This window comes from Tateyamaria sp. GN1-10 (genome assembly GCF_055693845.1).
Map to the genome: position 1 here is coordinate 1 of NZ_JBVFUR010000005.1, position 16,346 is coordinate 16,346.

Sequence of the window (16,346 nt, forward strand, 5' to 3'; positions counted from 1 at the left end):
AGTGTGCCACGTTCCTTGATTTGTTTGACGGTTGCGCTCTCGGCCATCGCAGTGACCGGGAGCAGTGCAAGCGCAGCTGCCACCACGCCGGTAAGAGACATTTCCCTGAGCATCTAATTTTCCTATTGTTCTGTATAATGGCACATTTGTGCTGTTATTTAGCATGAAGTTGAAACTCAGTATGAGTCAAGCTTAAATCATGATTGCAGTGCATCCCGAGGGTCAGCGGGGAGAAAGGTGCAACTGTTGTCGGCACGGCCCAGAGGCAGCGGATCACTTGGGAAGTGGTATGATTGGGGAGCGTTTTGTGAGCGGCGTACCGGCAGTGCTGTCGCCGCCGCCGACAAGCAAGGTCAGTTTGCCTTGATGCTTTCACTCAAGAAATCGTTAACGCGCTGTGCGTTCACCGGCTTGGGCAGCAGTTTGATGTTCAAACGTTTGCAATGCGAGCGCAGCTCTGTCGTGCGATCCGCAGATATGATCGATGCCGGGACGCGGCCGTATTTGTGCAGTAGATGCTCATAAAGTGTGATGCCGGTCATGCCGTCACCCAATTGGTAGTCCAGGAGAAACACATCGGGCACAAGGTCAATTTCCGATATTGTCGAAAGCGCTTCTTCTCCGGTTTCGGCCAAGATCACCTCGCCGCCACAGCTTTCGATCAAATGGCTGATGGCCTGTGCGACACCCCGATTGTTCTCGACCAGCATCACCAACAATCCGTTCAGATCGCGGAGTGTGTGCGAGGGCGTGGTGTCATGGGGGCTTTGCAACCGTGCCGTGGGGGCAGAAATTGGCACCATTATGGAAAAGCAACTGCCCGTTCCCGGTTGTGACCAGAGTTCCAATGGATGGCCAAGGCCTTTGCAGGCCCGTTCGACAATCGCCAAGCCCAATCCGAGCCCTGAATTCGCCGCGCCGGATCCCAGTTGCTTGAACTCCTGAAAAATCGTTTGCTGATCTTCTTCGGCAATGCCGCATCCGCTGTCCCAAACTTCTATGCGCGCAAAATCCCCGACCCGTCTGACACCCGCCAGAACGCGCCCTGTTTCGGTGTAGCGGATCGCATTTGACAACAGGTTCTGAACAATCCGGCGTAAATACCCCGGATCGCTGACAACAGTCAGACCACTATGAATCAGGTTGAATGCAAGACCTTTGGCGCGTGCGCTTGGTGCCAGTTCGTCCCTGAGCGGGTTGAAGATTTCAGTCAACGAGATTGGCTGGACATCAAAAACCGCCTTGCCCGCATCCAGTTTTGAGATTGCTGACAATGCTTCGATAATCTGCTCAACGCCCTGAAGCGCCGTTTCGGTCTTGGCGACGATCTGCTGGACATCTTCATTGTCAATCTGATCCGCAATCGACGAGACAAAAAGCTTTGCTGCGGACAGAGGCTGCAGCAGGTCATGGCTGGCGGCTGCTACAAAACGGGACTTTGACGCATTTGCTCGTTCTGCTTCGGCCAAGGCATCCTCGAGTTCTGCTGTGCGTTCCTCAACCCACATCTCCAGTTTCTCGTTGACGTTGGCCAGAGCGCGGGTCGCAGCACGTTCCGAGGTGACATCGGTCAGACTGATCACAAAACCCTTGTCCGGCATTTCCTGAGCAAAGATGCTGTAAATCTGGTCACCTTTGCGGGTCACCTCGAACGCGATCGGTTCACGTGAGCGGGTGCGGTTGGCCCAATCGATCAGTCGCTGCGCGGAAAAACGTGATCCGAAAGTCAACTCCTCGCGAAACTGGTCCATAAGGTCGTCGAATTTCAGTTTTTCCCGCGTGCGTGCGGGCGCAACGTTCAACAGCCTGTCCATACGCTTGTTCCATCCGACCAGCGTTTTGTCGTGGTCAAAGATGCAGACACCTTGATTCAAGTGGTCGAGTGTGGCTTGCAACCTGCGCGCTTGCTGATGGCGCATCTTGTCCCGTTCGTGACGTTCCATCCGAATGATGTCGGTCACGTCGGTCTGCAGGATAACCGTCCCGTTGCGGGAGGTGCGGTGTTCCGAGGCTTGCAACCAGCGATCCCAGATCAGGCTGACGTTGAACACCACGTGCTCTTCGCGGTGCCGCTCGATACGCAGTTGTGCCCAGTCTGCGGCAGTTTGCCCGTCCGGCAAGGCCAGAAAGCGGCTGTTCGAAATTGAAGTGACGTATTCTTGGAATGTCAGCCCCTCTGTCAGAATGGGTTCAACATCTTGCAGGTCGCGACAAAAGCGGCTGTTGAACAGGACCAACCTGTCCTGTTCGTCAAACAGCGCGAAGCCTTCGTTGATTGTCTCGATCGCTTCGGCCAAATTCGAACGGGCGGTCTCAGTCTCTATATTGGCCTGTTCAAGCCGTGCGTTGGAATCCTGCAGGAGGTCCAATGTGCGTTCAAGGTCACGGGTGCGTTCCCGCACCTCGGACTCCAGAAGAGCCGCACGTTCGAATTGCTGATAGGCAAAGCCGGATTGTTCCGTTTTTTGTTCGACCCGCCGCATCAGCGCCTGAGATATCTGGAGAAGCTTTTCGTTCTGCCGCTCAAGCGAGTCCCGCGGATCGATCAGAGACATTATGCGCGTCCCTTGTCTCGCGGATCCGGATGGTAGAAGGCCACGCCGCTCATCGTGTGGTTCACGTGCAATGGTCCGATCTGTTCACCGTAGGTCGAAAAGCCAGTGACCCGATGTTCGCCCAAAACGTCCGAAATTTGCCGCGTCTGTTGCGACTGCTCTGCTTCGATCCGGCGCAGAATGCAATCGCAGCCAATGATGTTTGTCGGTTTCCGTGGATGGCTTAGATCGGACAGTTTCTTTTGCAAATGCGCTGACAGGTTTTCTTGCGAAGCCACTGTCAGGACCATCCCTTCGTCAATAGCAGAAAAGAATACCAATTCGCCATGTTCGTTCACCTGCTGGATCGCACGCACGTGGTGCGTGTCGCCAATCCTGACGACAACAGGATGCGACGCAAATGTGAAACGGTCCAGCTGGTTTGGGTCCTTGCCCACAAGCCGGGCATATTCGCGTGCGGCAGGTTCTGCATTGATCTCTTTTACAATGCGGCGTGCGGGATCGGCGCCTGTCACGACCATTTGCGTTTCGCCAGGCACCAGATGATTCAGGCTGAACACGCGGGTCTGAAACTTGCTGCGGGCCAGGGTGAGGATCGCAGCGTTGCTGGCCACTTTGCCATTCAGCGCCACAAAGGTCTGAACAAAGCTGGTCCCATCGCCCGCCGATCCACCAAAAATGGGAAAGTCACGCAACGCCGGCGCAATCGTGGCCGTTAACGTATCCTCGCTGAGCGACAACCCATCCACGACAAGGAAGGCAAAACTGTCGTCGAGGTCAGGCGTCTTGTCTCTCAGCGCGATCCGTTCAAGCGTGATTTCATCGATAGTCGCTTGTGTATCGAGAGCATTGATATCTTCGATCATGATCGATTTTGTCACGAACCCGTCTGACGGAAATCCGATGGCAACGACAAGACCTTCCTCATATCCGGTGGCACCAATCTCGCCCGCAGTTGTGCAGGCCAAGACGTCGGTGTCTGGAAACAGCGCAGCGGCCTCTGTCACAACACCCTGGAAGTCGACCAGGGGCGTTACAAACAAGGCCACAAGCGCAAATGGTCCGTCACCCAACTTGCGTTTCAGGTGTTTGACCGGCGATGTCGTCGAAGCGCGCACTTCACCTGTACGAAGTATATCGTACTGGTCTGCCACGGCACGTCCTTCAAGCCTGTCGGCCTTGGACTGCAATGTCATTTGATTATCTCCCTGACGCGGAGGATAGGGGCGTCAGTCCGATGTTGGCAAGACTTTTGAATACTTCGCTTCCTGCGCAACAAGGACAGCCTGGGTCCGGCTTTGCACACCAAGCTTGCGCATGATCGCAGTGACATGCGCCTTCACCGTTGTCTCGGCAATCGACAGGTCGAACGCAATCTGCTTGTTCAACTTGCCTTCACAGATCAGGTCGAGGATGCGCGCCTGTTGGTTGGTCAAAGATGAGAGCCGGCTCAGATGATCCTCTCTGTTTTCTGCCCCATTTCCTTCGACATAGCCCGCCGGTTTGTAAATATCACCGGCTGCAATGGTTTGAATGGCCTCAAGAAAAACGGACCGATGCGAATGCTTGGGTACAAATCCCTGTGCGCCTGCGACGATTGAATTGGCTATGATCGAATTGTCGGTCATCGACGACACGATGATGACTGGTGTGCTCTCGGCCGTGCGTTTCAGCCGCATCAACCCGTCCAGCCCATCAACGTCAGGCAGGTTCAGATCCAGCAAAATAAGTGATGGTGGCGTGTCATCCGCCAATCTGTTGAGTGCACTTTCGAGACTATCAGCCGTTACAACCCTGTCGAAATTCGCGACAGATCGCAGTGTCAGCTCAAGCGCGTCACAGAACAGCGGGTGATCATCGATGACCAGCGCCCAGCCTTGTGGCACCTTGGCTTCGGATGGGTTGGATAGGGGCGTGGTTTGAAATGACATGATGCCAGCTTAGACCACGGTGCGCAGGCCGGTCACTTGCCAAAAGGTACTACATCAAAAGACAAGCGCCCCCGCTGTTGCAGGAGCGCTTGCATGTGAGGTTCAAAGATCAGTTGGCCGAAGCCAGCTGTTCGGGCAAACGGAATGTCCAGAGCATACCACCTTGGTTCAGGTAGTTCACTTTCTTGGCAACCTCACCACCCCAGAGCGGAACCGCACCACCCCAGCCGGAAATGACGGTGACGTATTGCTCGCCGTCCTGTTCCCAAGTGATGGGCTGACCCACGATCCCCGAGCCGGTCTGGAAGGACCAAAGCTGTTCGCCCGTCTCGTCGTCAAAGGCGATGAACTTGCCTTCGGGCGTACCGGTGAACACCAGGCCACCAGCGGTTGTCATCACGCCGCCCCATAGGGGTGCGTCGTTCTTGAACTCCCACTTCAACTCGCCGGTGTCTGGGTCGATCGCCTTTAGGCTGCCGATGTGGTCTTCGTAGTTGGGCTTGATGGTAAAGCCGGACCCCAGATAGGCGGCCCCTTTCTTGTAGGTGATCGGTTCGTTCCAGATGTCCATGCCCCATTCGTTGGACGGCACATAGAAGTTGCCGGTGCGCTGGCTGAATGCCATCGGCATCCAGTTTTTGCCGCCCAGGAAGCCTGGGGATGAGAACACCACTTCACCCTTTTTGCCATCCGCAGAAGCTGCGGGATCACCGGGGCGATTCTCTTCGATGAAGATCGGGCGACCGTTCTCGTCGATGCCTTCCGCCCAGGTGATGTCCTTGACGAAGGGTACCGCGCTCACGAAGGCGCCGTCTTCGCGGTTCAGAACATAGAAGAAGCCGTTCCGGTCGGCGGTGGCATAGCGCATGTTGCCTGCGCGGTCGGTGTAGGAGACGACCTCGTTGGTGCCATCATAGTCCCAGCCCTCGCGCGGGGTGGTCTGATAGTGCCACTTGATCTCTCCGGTGGCGGGGTCGATCCCGATGCGCGAGGCAGCATAGAGGTTGTCACCTGCGTTGCCTTCGGTTGGCGTGCCCGCGTTGCGCAGGTGGCTGTTCCATGGCGCAGGGTTGCCGGTGCCAAAGACCAGCGTGTCGGTGTCGGCGTCATAAGAGCCGCCGAGCCATGTGGCGCCGCCGCCGGTCTTCCACATATCGCCGGGCCACGTGGCGTTGAGCGTGCCGGTCATGGTGCTTTCTTCGCCGTTGAGCGTGCCCATGTGGCCTTCGATCACGGGTCGCGTCCAGACGGTCTCGCCGGTTATGGCGTCGCGGGCCTGCACTTCGCCAACAATGCCAAACTCACCGCCCGAATTGCCGGTGATGATCAGCCCGTTCACGATCAGCGGCGCGGCGGTGTAGCTGTATCCAGCCTTGTAGTCCGCAATCTTCTTGTTCCAGACAGTGTCGCCGGTCTTGGCATTCAGCGCCACGATGCGTGCGTCGAGCGTGCCGAAATAGATATTGTCGCCGTAGATGGCCGCACCACGGTTCACCACGTCACAGCAGGGCAGGATACCTTCGGGCAAGCGGGCATCGTACTGCCAGATCTCTTCACCCGTCTTCACGTCGATCGCGTACATACGTGAATAGGACCCGGTGATGTACATGACACCATCATGCACGATGGGTTGCGTCTCTTGACCGCGCTGTTTCTCTCCACCCAGTGAAAAGGCCCATGCAGGGACAAGGTTGTCCACGTTGTCCTTGTTCAGGATGTCGAGCGGAGAGTAACGCTGAAGGTGGCGGCCCATCCCGTTGGTCAGCACGTCGGACGTAGAGGCCGCATCGTTCGCCAGCATCTCTTCGGTCACACCTTCTGCAAATGCTGGCGAGGTCATAAGCACCCCCACAACGGCAGCTGCAATAAATCTGTTCATTTGTTTTCCTCCCAAAACCCGTTGGTGGGCAGTTCTTACAAAGGTGACATGCTGAAACAGGCCGACCTTTGCCCTGCGCCAATTATTTGCGCAAAGGGGCGCGTAGGTATTGCACAATGGTCGTAAGACCCCAAAGAACTTGACAGATGACGTGCGACTTTGGTCGCGCTGCGACTCAATCAGACAGCTCCTATCCTGCGTGCAGGGGGAATTGTCATGACACTCAGAGCAACGCTTGCGCTTGTCGCCATGGCCTCGACTGCTGCCGCGGAAAGCCAAAGTGTTTACCTTGAATCGCAGGATGGAGATCAGATCAAGATCGCGACAATCACGATTGCCGACGGCGGTGATTACGCCATTGAAATGGAAGATGCGCCGTTCTCAAATCACTTCCTGTCCATGCGACCCTTCCGCTGCCTTGAGGGACCAAAGAAACACTGGTGCCATGTGCCCTACCCCTATGACATCAATCGAAACATCCATGCAGACCTGACCGACCTCGAATATGACTTCCTGTTCCTTTGGAAAGGGGCCACGGAATACGGGATCAATATGTGGAACGGCGTTTACTACAAGCTGGAAGACGACGACGGTCGCCTGATCGGCACCTTGCACGAGATGGACATGGACCTGCTGTCAGCCCCGCCCGAAACGGGTAACCTTCGACCCTTGAAGGCGACGGACCTGCACGAAAGTGACCCAGAAAGCCACTGGTTGCCACGCATGGTCATCGATTGAAGCTGCGGCGTTGGTCGTATTCCAGCGCGGCATGATACTGCTAGGCTTAGGCAATACGGGAGGATTACGTGATGTTTTTCAAAGCACTGACCGGAGCTGTTGCCGCAGTCGTCGTCGCCACGGCCGCATTCGCTGAAGACCCGACGCTGCGGGCGTCGGTTCTGAAGTTCGGGACTGTAACCTGGGAACTGAATACGATCAAACATCACGGATTTGATGCGGCACACGGGTTCGATTTGCAGGTGCAGGGCGTTGCGGGTGGATCCGCAGCTAAGGTGGCATTTCAGGGTGGCGAAGCTGATGTGATCGTGTCTGACTGGCTCTGGGTCGCGCGCCAGCGTGCCGCCGGAAAGGACTACCTCTTCATTCCCTATTCCAAGGCCGTCGGCGGCGTCATGGTGCCTGACGACAGCCCGGCCCAATCATTGTCCGACCTGTCCGGGCGCAAGATCGGCATTGCCGGTGGCCCATTGGACAAAAGCTGGCTAATCCTCCGCGCCTACGCAGAAAAGACATATGGTATCGACCTCAAGGCTGACACCGAACAGGTATTTGCTGCCCCACCCCTGATCTTCAAATCCGCTCTGTCAGGTGAGCTGGATGGCGCCATCAACTTCTGGCATTTTCTGGCGAAGATGGAGGCATCGGGCATGCGAAAGCTGGTGGACGTTGCGGATGCGGCGACTGATCTTGGGCTTGATCCCGACACACCTTTGCTGGGCTACGTGGTGAAGGGCGAGATGCTGCGCGACATGCCTGACCTTGTGAAAGGCCTTGCGGCGGCTTCGCGCGATGCGAAGAACCTGTTGGCAACCGATGACGCGGAATGGGACCGTCTGCGCGACAAGATGAACGCCAAAACCGATGCACAATTCGAAGCACTCAAGGCCGGATCCCGCGCGGGTATTCCTGCCCCCGGTCCCGTGGATGAAGACGCTGCTGCGCGCATGCTTGCCCTGATGATCGAGCTGGGCGGCAAGGAGTTGATGGGCGAGGCGCAGGAGTTGCCGGCAGGCACATTCCTGCAATCCGGTAGCTAGTTGGCTTCCTCTTTGCTCGACATCCGTTTGCGGAGTTTGTGCCATGACGACACCCGTATCCTGCAAGATGTCTCCTTCCAGCTGATGCGTGGTGAAACACTTGCCCTTGTCGGCCCATCCGGCATTGGAAAGTCGTCCCTTCTGCGTGTCATCGCCAGCCTTAACACCGAGTTTCAAGGATCATGTGCATTGGACGGAACCTGCGCCATGGTGTTTCAGGAACCGACGCTGTTGCCTTGGCGCACTGTCAGCGACAACATTCGCGTAACGACGGATGCAACCGCCAAGCAGGTCAACATAGCGCTTGCCGATGTGGGCCTTGCCGGACGCGGCGAGGACTATCCGGGGCAGCTTTCGCTTGGCCAACAACGCCGTCTGGCCCTTGCACGTGCCTTTGCGGTGAAACCTGATCTGTTGTTGCTGGACGAACCGTTTGTCTCGCTGGACCCTGCATTGGTGGACGAGATGATGGCCCTGTTTACCCGCTTACGGGCCGTGCACAACGTGACAACAATTCTTGTGACCCATGTTGCACAGGAAGCAGAAAAACTGGCGAGTCGCATCGTGACACTGGGCGGCAACCCTGCAACCATTGTCAGCGATGTTCAGAACGAAGGCGCGTATTTCCAGTTGTCCGCGTCGGGCGTAACCTCGTCCAGATCGTAGTCCGCGCTCTGCAGCCGCTGCGCGATCACAAGTCCTTCACCCGCAGCCTCATCGACAAATTGCCGTCCCAGATCTTTGTCCTGAGCAACACCGTGCCCCCGCATCAGCGCAATGCCATAGTTGAATTTACCCACAGGATCGCCAAGCTCCGCCGCGCGACGGTCCCATCCGGCAGCGGCATCTGGATTGTAGTCGCCACCCAACCCGTTGTTGTCCAGCTGACTCATCCAGGTCATGGCACCTGTGTACCCATCGTTTGCACAGTTCTGGAACAAAGTGCGGGCCGACTGGTGATCTCCGGACTTTGTCAGGGCATAGCCCATGGAACAGATGACCATGCCTGTCTCGCCACGCTCAGCTTCTTCCAGGAAATGCTGCCACGTCATCTCGTCAGGATTGAGTGTGCCAAACTCCTCGGCCAGAACGGTTCCAGCGCAGCAAGTGCAAATGAAGGTAGCGATCACAGAGTGTTTCATGGCCCTTCCATACCATAGTTCCTGTCAGGTCGCGACCGAGCCATTGGTCGGTGCCTAACCGCGCCGCCCAATTCGAGTACGCGCAGGATCATATCCAACCAACGCCGCAGCGGCGAAGACAGACGTGGCCAGCACGGTCCAAGCCAACGCTGCACCGTTCACCTCGACATATAGCGCAAAACGGATCAACTCGACCGCATGCGTAAATGGGTTGAACGCGCAGATGTCGTGCAAAAGCTCTGAACTCTCTGCCATCTTCCACAGCGGGTAGAGGGCTGACGACAGAAAAAACATTGGAAAGATCACGAAATTCATGACCCCGGCAAAGTTCTCCAGCTGCTTGATGAAGCTGGATAGGAGCAACCCAAGCGCACCCAACATCAATCCCGCCACGATCAGGGCGGGCAACACCGTCAGATACCCCCAAACCGGCATCTTAATGTCAAACGCGGCGGCGATGGCGAGGAAAGCATAGACCTGCAGGATCGAAATCGTGGTTGAGCCCAGCAACTTGCAAAAGAGCAACCACCAGCGCGGCAAGGGCGAGGTCAGCAACAGCTTCATCGACCCCATCTCCCGGTCATAGACCAATGACAGTGACGATTGCATACCGTTGAACAAGAGGATCATGCCGCACAGCCCCGGCACAATGTAGGTCTCGTAGGTGATGTAGGTTTGATAAGGTGGGATGATGCTGAGCCCCAGGGCCGCGCGAAACCCCGCAGCAAACACCAGTAGCCAGACCAACGGGCGGACAAGGGCCGCAACAAAGCGTTCCCGTTGATGGATAAAACGCAAGGCTTCGCGCAGGACAATGGCGCGAAGAGACGTGAGATAGGCTGTCATGCAACCGTTCCAGTCAGCGCAAGGAACCGATCCTGCAGGCTCATATCACCGGCAATGTCTTGGGCTTTGCCGGTCTCCAGAATTCGGGCCTGGTGCAAAATGATCAGATCATCGTTTGGCTGTACCTCATCCGTCAGATGCGTGGCCCACAGGATCGTCTTGCCGTCCTCAGCAAGACCGTGGGCGTAGTCCGTTATCGACGCACGGGTCGCGGCATCAAGACCGACGGTGGGTTCATCCAGCAGCAAGACACTTGGATCATGCAGCAATGCGCGGGCAATTTCGGTGCGGCGCCTATGCCCGCCGTTCAGGGCGCGCGCCTTCTCCCCTGCCCGCTCGCGCATATCCAGTTGATCCAGCGCGCTTTCGATCCGGCCTTGTGCCGCGCGACCGGAAAGCCCGTGCAACGCTGCGAAGTAAGACAGGCCCTGTTGCACCGTCAAATCCAGATCAAGTGTGGTTAGCTGGAACACGATACCCAATTGCGCCAACGCGGCGCGCGGTGACTTTCGAAGGTCATGGCCTGCGATTGTGATCTGTCCGTCTGGTGCAACAAATAGACGGGTCAGCAGGTTGAAGAGCGCGTAGACTTGCCCGCCCCGTTCGGACCGAGCAGTGCACAGAACGTACCAGTGGGCACGCTGAACGAAACGTTGTCCAACGCGCGCTTGGTGCCGTAGAAATAGCTGAGGCCCTGCGCCTCAAGTCCGTTCATTTAATGGTGATTTCCAACCGCTGTGTCTCGCCCGATGTGCCGGGAATCTTGATGTAGTATGCGCCGGGTTTGATCGCGATGAAACCAATCTCCATCTCACCGGCTTCATCAAACTCGATGCTATCAAGGCCGAGCGGCCGGATTTCCAAGCCTTCAACGACAATCTCGTCAATCCAGATGGCGCGGAAAAACTCCGGTCCGACCAAAGCAAGCTCCTGACTGCCATCCCCCTGAATCTCGAACTCGTAATACGTGCCGGACTTCAATTCCCACGCGCCCTCTGGTGCGATAGGTTCTCTGCCGACAAGATAATCGGCGGCAGGTCTTCCTTGTTGCTACCGCCCAGCAGACCCGCCGCGCCAAAGCTGGGGCCGTTATCATCGTTGTCGGCCAGGGCAAGTGTTGGCGCGGCGAGCGCCATCGCGGCGATCAAAGCCAAAGTTTTCATTGGGTTCCTCCCGAAATGTTGTGATTACGACCCCGTGGGGCGGTATGCAGCCCCCAGGGAAAGCGGCCCACCTTGATGGACTTGATGGCTTCGCGTTTTTCGACGTCGATTACGGTGACGTCGCCCGACACACCGTTGGTGGTGAACAGCATCGACCGGTCCTCGTTGAAATCCATGTGCCAGACGCGGCGACCAACCAGGATGTAGTCCTCGACCTCGTAGGTTTCGGCGTTGACCACGGCGACATGATTGGACGGGCCAAGGGCAACAAAGGCATGGGTGTCTCCGGCGGTGAATTCAAAACCCACGGGCTGGACGCGATCAGGGTGCACACCCTGCACCTCAAAGCTCATCTTGGCCTTTTCCTCCTGTGTCGCAGTGTCAAAGACAGTAAGCGTACCACCGATCTCAGAGCTCACCCACATCTCGGACCCATCCTTGATGAACTCGGCGTGACGTGGGCGACTGTCGACAAGCGTGTTGGCGAACAGCTCTTGTGTGTCAGTGTCGATCCAGTGGGCCATATTGGTGGTTTCGGACGTGGTGATGGCAATCTTCCCATCAGGGGACACGGCCATGCCTTCGGGTTCCACGCCCACATCGATCTGGGCAATCACCTTGCGGGTCTCGACATCAACGACCGTGGTGATCGCGTCATCCTCGTTTGCGATATAGAGGTGCTTGTCATTCGGATGCAGGACAAACTGTTCCGGGTCATCGCCCGAGGGTAGCTCGTGCAGAATCTCGCCCGAGTTCGGGTCCATCACCTGCACCGCATTGCTGTCGGACGCACAGATATAGACGCGGCTGTAGTCGCTGTTGAACAGGATGCCACGCGGGCGTTCACCGGTTTCATAAGTCTTGATCACTTCAAGTGTATCAGTCGAGATGACAGAAATCGTGTCATCCTTTTCATTCGTCACCCAAATCTCGCCCGCCATCGCGGTCGAGGCCAAAAGGGAAAACATCGCAGTCAATCGGATCATTGGAACGCCTCGCATTTGCTTTCGGGGCGGTCGAGCCCCAGGCTATCAAGTTCGTTGGTCTGATGTAGAAACCCCTCAAGCGGGGCCTGCGCCACAAGGGCGCGGGGATGCACGATGGCAATTGGCTGTCGCAACTGTCCGTTCCAGTCGCGGTAAGTCAGCGGTCGTCCTTTGAAGCCCGCCAGTTCAAACTGGTCGGACATGATATAGCCGCGCAGCGTTTCGGGGTCAGACGCGTTGGTACGCGCCATCGCCTCACCCAGCGTTCGCACGGCTGCCCAGGCGGCATAGTCTTGCGCGGTCATCTCACGCGCATGCTCATCCTCAAACCGGGATTGCAGCTGAGCTGCCCCCCATTGTTCGATGACAGGGGACCAGCCCACGGCAGTCAGCCCTTCTGACCCCACGACCGGACGCGCTTGCCACGTATTATACAGCACATACCGCCCGAAATCGTGCACTTCGTCCGCAATGATCAGCGCGTCGTAGTCGCCGAAGTCCTGTGTGAAGAGCGGCACCTCTTGCGATGCGTTGCGACGCATGTCAGCATCAAATGCCCATTCTTTTTCGCCATTAAGGTCAAGACCGAACTTCGTCAGCGACCGACGCACCGCCTCGGCATAGCTGAGGTCAGAAGCATGCGTACCTGTGATCATCACCAGGTCATCCCAACGTTTTTTGACCAGTACTTGTGCCAACGCATCCGTACGCATCGCATCGGACGCCAGTGTGTGCAGCAGATTACCCCGGCATTCCACGTCGCGGAGGGCCAGATCACCGGCAGATGTGTTGAACAATACTGCCCCTTCCGCCTCGGCCAGATCGGCAATGGCGATGATGTCTTCGGGTCCTGCATCGATCACAAGGTAGGAGAGGCTGACAGCAGGTCGCGCGCAGCGGCCAGCGGGTCTTGGTCCTCAAACACTTCGGTCACGGTCAGCTCGTATTTCTGACCCAGGAATTTTCCCGTTGTCAGGTTATCAGCCAGACCCGTTTGCGCGCCTGCAAGCCCGTTATTCTCTGGAATCGGATCAAGGTTCGACAGGGTCGGCGGCGCTGGCTGTTCGACGCGCAGATGCCCGATGTTCAGTGTCATCTCCGCAGATGCTGGCGCGGCGAGGACACCCCCGACGAGCGCACCTATCACAAGGTGTTTCACGACAATTCCTCCCATGGTTGCTAGGCTACCGTGGCGGGCAAAGCCGACTGGTATAGGACCATGGTCTTACTCCTTTCGACGCACAACCAAAGTCCAATACCGCGCATCCTTTTGGTGGCGTAGGACAAAGGCAATGAGGAGCATTCGTGTCAGGGAGGCATGTGATGAAAAAGCACAACCCGAAAACAGTTTCTTATGGCCGGCGCACTGACGGCTATCGCAACGCTTGCCGTTGCCCACGGCGACGTCGCACCGCAGGCGGTGGACACCACCGGCCTGCCCATGATTGAAGGCGAGTGGCTGACCGAAAATCCCTATCGTGCCGACAAGGTGGGTGAGGAAACCTGGCTGCGCGCCGTTGAAATCGGCGCGTCAGGTTACAACCAGAACTGCGCACGGTGCCATGGGCTTGAAGTTGTTTCAGGTGGCTTGGCACCCGATCTGCGGTTCCTTGAAGCCGAAGAATACGGCGATGAATGGTATGTCGAACGCTTCGTTGAAGGCTACACCCAGAACGGCATCACCAAGATGCCGGCCTTTGGTGAGCTTTTGGGCCAGGAGGCTGCATGGGCTATCCGCACTTACATCGAAGCCCGCCCCGATGACGTGGCGATGGAAGAAGTTGCAGACGAACTAAAAACACTCCGCGACGAACTGGCTGGCTACACCAGCGACGCCAGCGGCGCAGATGCTGACGCACTCAAGGCACGGCTGGGTGAAATCGCAGGTGAAATCCCGACCCTGTCAGGCGCTCCTGTGGCCGACAGCGTCGCCTTCCGGGCTGCGAACCTGATCGATGGGACACCGGGCGCTTACAAGTCGGCCTCCGAAGCCTTGACCATCGGATTGTCTGCCGCAAACTGACGGTATGACAATTCGAAACACGATCTTCTCCCTGGTGGTTATGGGTCTGTCCTGGACGGGGCAGGCCCATGCTGCTGATCCCTGTGCAGATTATGTGCCCCAGCCCAAGCCCCAGAATGTCGGTCGCGACATCGTGGGCAAGGAAATGGACGAGATCCAGGACCAAGGCCATATGCTCTTCGCCGTCTACGAAGACTACCCACCTTATTCCTGGGAAGAAGGCGGAGAGCCAAAGGGCGTCGATATCGAGATTGCACGCATCATCGCCAAGGATTTGGGGGTCGAAGCGCGGTTCAATTTTGTTGATGCGGGGGAAAACCTTGACGCCGATCTACGAAACAACATATGGCGAGGTGCACTGATCGGGGGCCGGATCGCCAACGTGATGATGCGGATCCCTTATGACAGCGCCTTCAAATGCCGTGTTGAACAGGTGGTATTCACCGGACAATACGCAGGCGAAAGCATCGCCATCGCCTATGACAAGGCAACCTACCCCGAAGATAAACCCGTCCCCGCCTATTTCCGCTTCGACACTGTTGGGGTCGAGAATGACTCGATCTCGGACTTTTATTTGTCTGGATTTGTTGGTGGGCAACTTCAGGGCAACATCCGCCGCTTCCCTACCACGGCCGCTGCAATGGCCGCATTGAACGCCGGTAGCGTCAAAGCCGTGATGGGTCCGTTGGGCGAACTTGAACATGGGCTGACGGACAGCACGGATGTGCACCAACCAGCTCTGGCCGGATTTGCGATCAGCCAGTGGACGTTAGGAGTGGCGGTGAATTTTCGCTACCGTCCTCTGTCCTACGCGGTTGATGACGCCATCAATTATGCACTTCAGGACGGACGGATTCCCGCCATCTACGAGAAGTATGGACTGACGCACCAAACACCCGAACGGTAAGAGCGACTTTGGTCGTACACACTTGGTCGAATAGTGTCCCGTCCCCCTGCGCCATAGGCTCCGCAGGAACTAGAAGGGGACTCTGATGAATCTCTGCTGATTCACGTGTCATTGATGCCGAACGCGATCTGGTCTGGGCGGCCATCCTTGATCCCGAGATGTTGAAACTCTGGTGTCCCGGGCTGTCAGGAAATGACAGGCACCCCTGAGGAAGGTTTTACTGCCACGGTTGTGCAAAAAGTTGGCCCGGTCAAAGCAACGTTCAAAGGGGCCGTAACCCTCTCTGACATGCAACCCCCCGAAAGCGTCACCATCGCGGGCGAGGGCAAAGGCGGGCTGCAGGCTTTGCCAAGGGCGGCGCCAATGTGCGGCTGGAAGCGCAGGGGGCGCAAACAGTCCTGCACTACGAGGTCGAAGCAAAGGTTGGCGGCAAACTGGCGCAATTGGGCAGCCGCATCATCGACGGATTCGCCAAGAAGATGGCCGATCAGTTCTTTACCAACTTTCAGGATCACGTGGGCGCATCACCCACCGAAGAAACAAACCCCGAGGCGTCGGAAGACACGCCCAAGAAGGATGGCTCAAGCGCTTGGTCACCTAAGCGCACCAAACACAACGAGATGTTCTAAGGGAGGACAGGATGACAAAGGTAACCACGACGGTGAACGGAAAGGCCGTCTCGGGCGACGTGGAAGGACGCACATTGCTATCGTCCTTCTGCGTGAGAGATCAGGGGCTGACCGGCACGCATATCGGCTGCGATACGTCCCAATGCGGGCCTGCGTGGTGCATGTGGATGGGCAAGCCGTGAAATCCTGCACAATGCTGGCCGCCGAAGCAGACGGCGCAACGGTCGACACGATCGAAGGTCAGGCGAATGCAGACGGGTCACTGAACGTGATCCAGCAAGCATTTCAGGACCACCACGGCCTGCAATGCGGGTTTTGTACTCCGGGGATGGTGATGTCTGCGGCAGCGCTGCTCAAGGACAACCCCAAGCCATCCGAGCAAGAGGTCCGTGACTACCTCGAAGGCACATCTGCCGCTGCACTGGCTACCACAATATCGTCAAGGCGATCATGGCGGCGTCCGGTCAAGACGTGACCGCCATAGCCGCCGAATAAAGGGAGGAGACA

The 16,346-nt window shown here is 57.2% G+C and carries 16 protein-coding genes and 3 pseudogenes; 7 read left to right on the top strand and 12 right to left on the bottom strand.

What is annotated here, in order from left to right; all coding sequences use genetic code 11:
• Positions 1–353: 353 nt before the first annotated feature.
• From ACZ1HN_RS23585 to ACZ1HN_RS23600, 4 genes are all read right to left on the bottom strand, one after another.
• A complete protein-coding gene (locus ACZ1HN_RS23585; protein WP_472729392.1) occupies positions 354–2,555 on the bottom strand; it encodes a PAS domain-containing hybrid sensor histidine kinase/response regulator in 2,202 nt (733 codons plus the stop codon).
• Positions 2,555–3,751, bottom strand: a complete 1,197-nt coding sequence (locus ACZ1HN_RS23590; protein WP_472729393.1) for an FIST N-terminal domain-containing protein — start codon at positions 3,749–3,751, stop codon at positions 2,555–2,557. The genes ACZ1HN_RS23585 and ACZ1HN_RS23590 overlap by 1 nt, the downstream gene beginning before the upstream one ends.
• A 33-nt stretch (positions 3,752–3,784) precedes the next feature.
• Positions 3,785–4,486 (bottom strand): response regulator, encoded by a 702-nt coding sequence (locus ACZ1HN_RS23595; protein ID WP_472729394.1) that lies wholly within the window; start codon positions 4,484–4,486, stop codon positions 3,785–3,787.
• Positions 4,487–4,595: 109 nt separating this feature from the next.
• Positions 4,596–6,365 (bottom strand): PQQ-dependent methanol/ethanol family dehydrogenase, encoded by a 1,770-nt coding sequence (locus ACZ1HN_RS23600; protein WP_472729395.1) that lies wholly within the window; start codon positions 6,363–6,365, stop codon positions 4,596–4,598.
• 216 nt (positions 6,366–6,581) lie between these two features.
• Between ACZ1HN_RS23600 and ACZ1HN_RS23605 the strand changes: the two genes are divergently transcribed.
• The 3 genes from ACZ1HN_RS23605 (at position 6,582) to ACZ1HN_RS23615 (ending at position 8,809) form a co-directional block, all read left to right on the top strand.
• A complete protein-coding gene (locus ACZ1HN_RS23605) occupies positions 6,582–7,103 on the top strand; it encodes a hypothetical protein (protein ID WP_472729396.1) in 522 nt (173 codons plus the stop codon).
• A gap of 71 nt (positions 7,104–7,174) precedes the next feature.
• Positions 7,175–8,143 (top strand): ABC transporter substrate-binding protein, encoded by a 969-nt coding sequence (locus ACZ1HN_RS23610; protein WP_472729397.1) that lies wholly within the window; start codon positions 7,175–7,177, stop codon positions 8,141–8,143.
• Positions 8,144–8,809 carry an ABC transporter ATP-binding protein gene (locus tag ACZ1HN_RS23615; protein WP_472729398.1) on the top strand — a complete coding sequence of 222 codons (666 nt, stop codon included), beginning with the start codon at positions 8,144–8,146 and terminating at the stop codon, positions 8,807–8,809. It begins immediately after the preceding gene.
• Here the strand turns inward: ACZ1HN_RS23615 and ACZ1HN_RS23620 are convergent.
• The 8 genes and pseudogenes from ACZ1HN_RS23620 to ACZ1HN_RS23655 form a co-directional block, all read right to left on the bottom strand.
• Positions 8,749–9,285 carry a tetratricopeptide repeat protein gene (locus ACZ1HN_RS23620; protein WP_472729399.1) on the bottom strand — a complete coding sequence of 179 codons (537 nt, stop codon included), beginning with the start codon at positions 9,283–9,285 and terminating at the stop codon, positions 8,749–8,751. The genes ACZ1HN_RS23615 and ACZ1HN_RS23620 overlap by 61 nt on opposite strands.
• 54 nt (positions 9,286–9,339) lie before the next feature.
• Positions 9,340–10,131, bottom strand: coding sequence for an ABC transporter permease (locus tag ACZ1HN_RS23625; RefSeq protein WP_472729400.1), 792 nt, complete (start codon positions 10,129–10,131; stop codon positions 9,340–9,342).
• Positions 10,128–10,846: pseudogene (locus tag ACZ1HN_RS23630) on the bottom strand (ABC transporter ATP-binding protein). The gene ACZ1HN_RS23625 and the pseudogene ACZ1HN_RS23630 overlap by 4 nt, the downstream one beginning before the upstream one ends.
• Positions 10,843–11,112 (bottom strand): hypothetical protein, encoded by a 270-nt coding sequence (locus ACZ1HN_RS23635; RefSeq protein ID WP_472729401.1) that lies wholly within the window; start codon positions 11,110–11,112, stop codon positions 10,843–10,845. Before ACZ1HN_RS23635 ends, ACZ1HN_RS23630 begins: the two are co-directional and overlap by 4 nt.
• Positions 11,109–11,294: a hypothetical protein gene (locus ACZ1HN_RS23640; RefSeq protein WP_472729402.1), complete on the bottom strand. Its 186-nt coding sequence runs from the start codon at positions 11,292–11,294 to the stop codon at positions 11,109–11,111. The genes ACZ1HN_RS23635 and ACZ1HN_RS23640 overlap by 4 nt, the downstream gene beginning before the upstream one ends.
• Positions 11,291–12,280, bottom strand: coding sequence for a YVTN family beta-propeller repeat protein (locus tag ACZ1HN_RS23645; protein ID WP_472729403.1), 990 nt, complete (start codon positions 12,278–12,280; stop codon positions 11,291–11,293). The genes ACZ1HN_RS23640 and ACZ1HN_RS23645 overlap by 4 nt, the downstream gene beginning before the upstream one ends.
• Positions 12,277–13,143: a type 1 periplasmic-binding domain-containing protein gene (locus ACZ1HN_RS23650; RefSeq protein ID WP_472729404.1), complete on the bottom strand. Its 867-nt coding sequence runs from the start codon at positions 13,141–13,143 to the stop codon at positions 12,277–12,279. The genes ACZ1HN_RS23645 and ACZ1HN_RS23650 overlap by 4 nt, the downstream gene beginning before the upstream one ends.
• Positions 13,140–13,439: a hypothetical protein gene (locus tag ACZ1HN_RS23655; protein ID WP_472729405.1), complete on the bottom strand. Its 300-nt coding sequence runs from the start codon at positions 13,437–13,439 to the stop codon at positions 13,140–13,142. Before ACZ1HN_RS23655 ends, ACZ1HN_RS23650 begins: the two co-directional genes overlap by 4 nt.
• A 195-nt stretch (positions 13,440–13,634) precedes the next feature.
• On the opposite strand from ACZ1HN_RS23655, the gene pedF reads away from it, so the two are divergent.
• From pedF to ACZ1HN_RS23675, 4 genes and pseudogenes are all read left to right on the top strand, one after another.
• The gene (gene pedF, locus ACZ1HN_RS23660; RefSeq protein WP_472729406.1) at positions 13,635–14,303 is read left to right on the top strand and encodes a cytochrome c-550 PedF; all 669 of its coding nucleotides are present in this window, start codon (positions 13,635–13,637) and stop codon (positions 14,301–14,303) included.
• 4 nt (positions 14,304–14,307) lie between these two features.
• Positions 14,308–15,210, top strand: a complete 903-nt coding sequence (locus tag ACZ1HN_RS23665; RefSeq protein ID WP_472729407.1) for a substrate-binding periplasmic protein — start codon at positions 14,308–14,310, stop codon at positions 15,208–15,210.
• A 192-nt stretch (positions 15,211–15,402) separates the two neighbouring features.
• Positions 15,403–15,839: pseudogene (locus tag ACZ1HN_RS23670) on the top strand (CoxG family protein).
• A gap of 11 nt (positions 15,840–15,850) precedes the next feature.
• Positions 15,851–16,334 (top strand): annotated as a pseudogene (locus ACZ1HN_RS23675) ((2Fe-2S)-binding protein).
• The last annotated feature ends 12 nt before the right edge of the window (positions 16,335–16,346 follow it).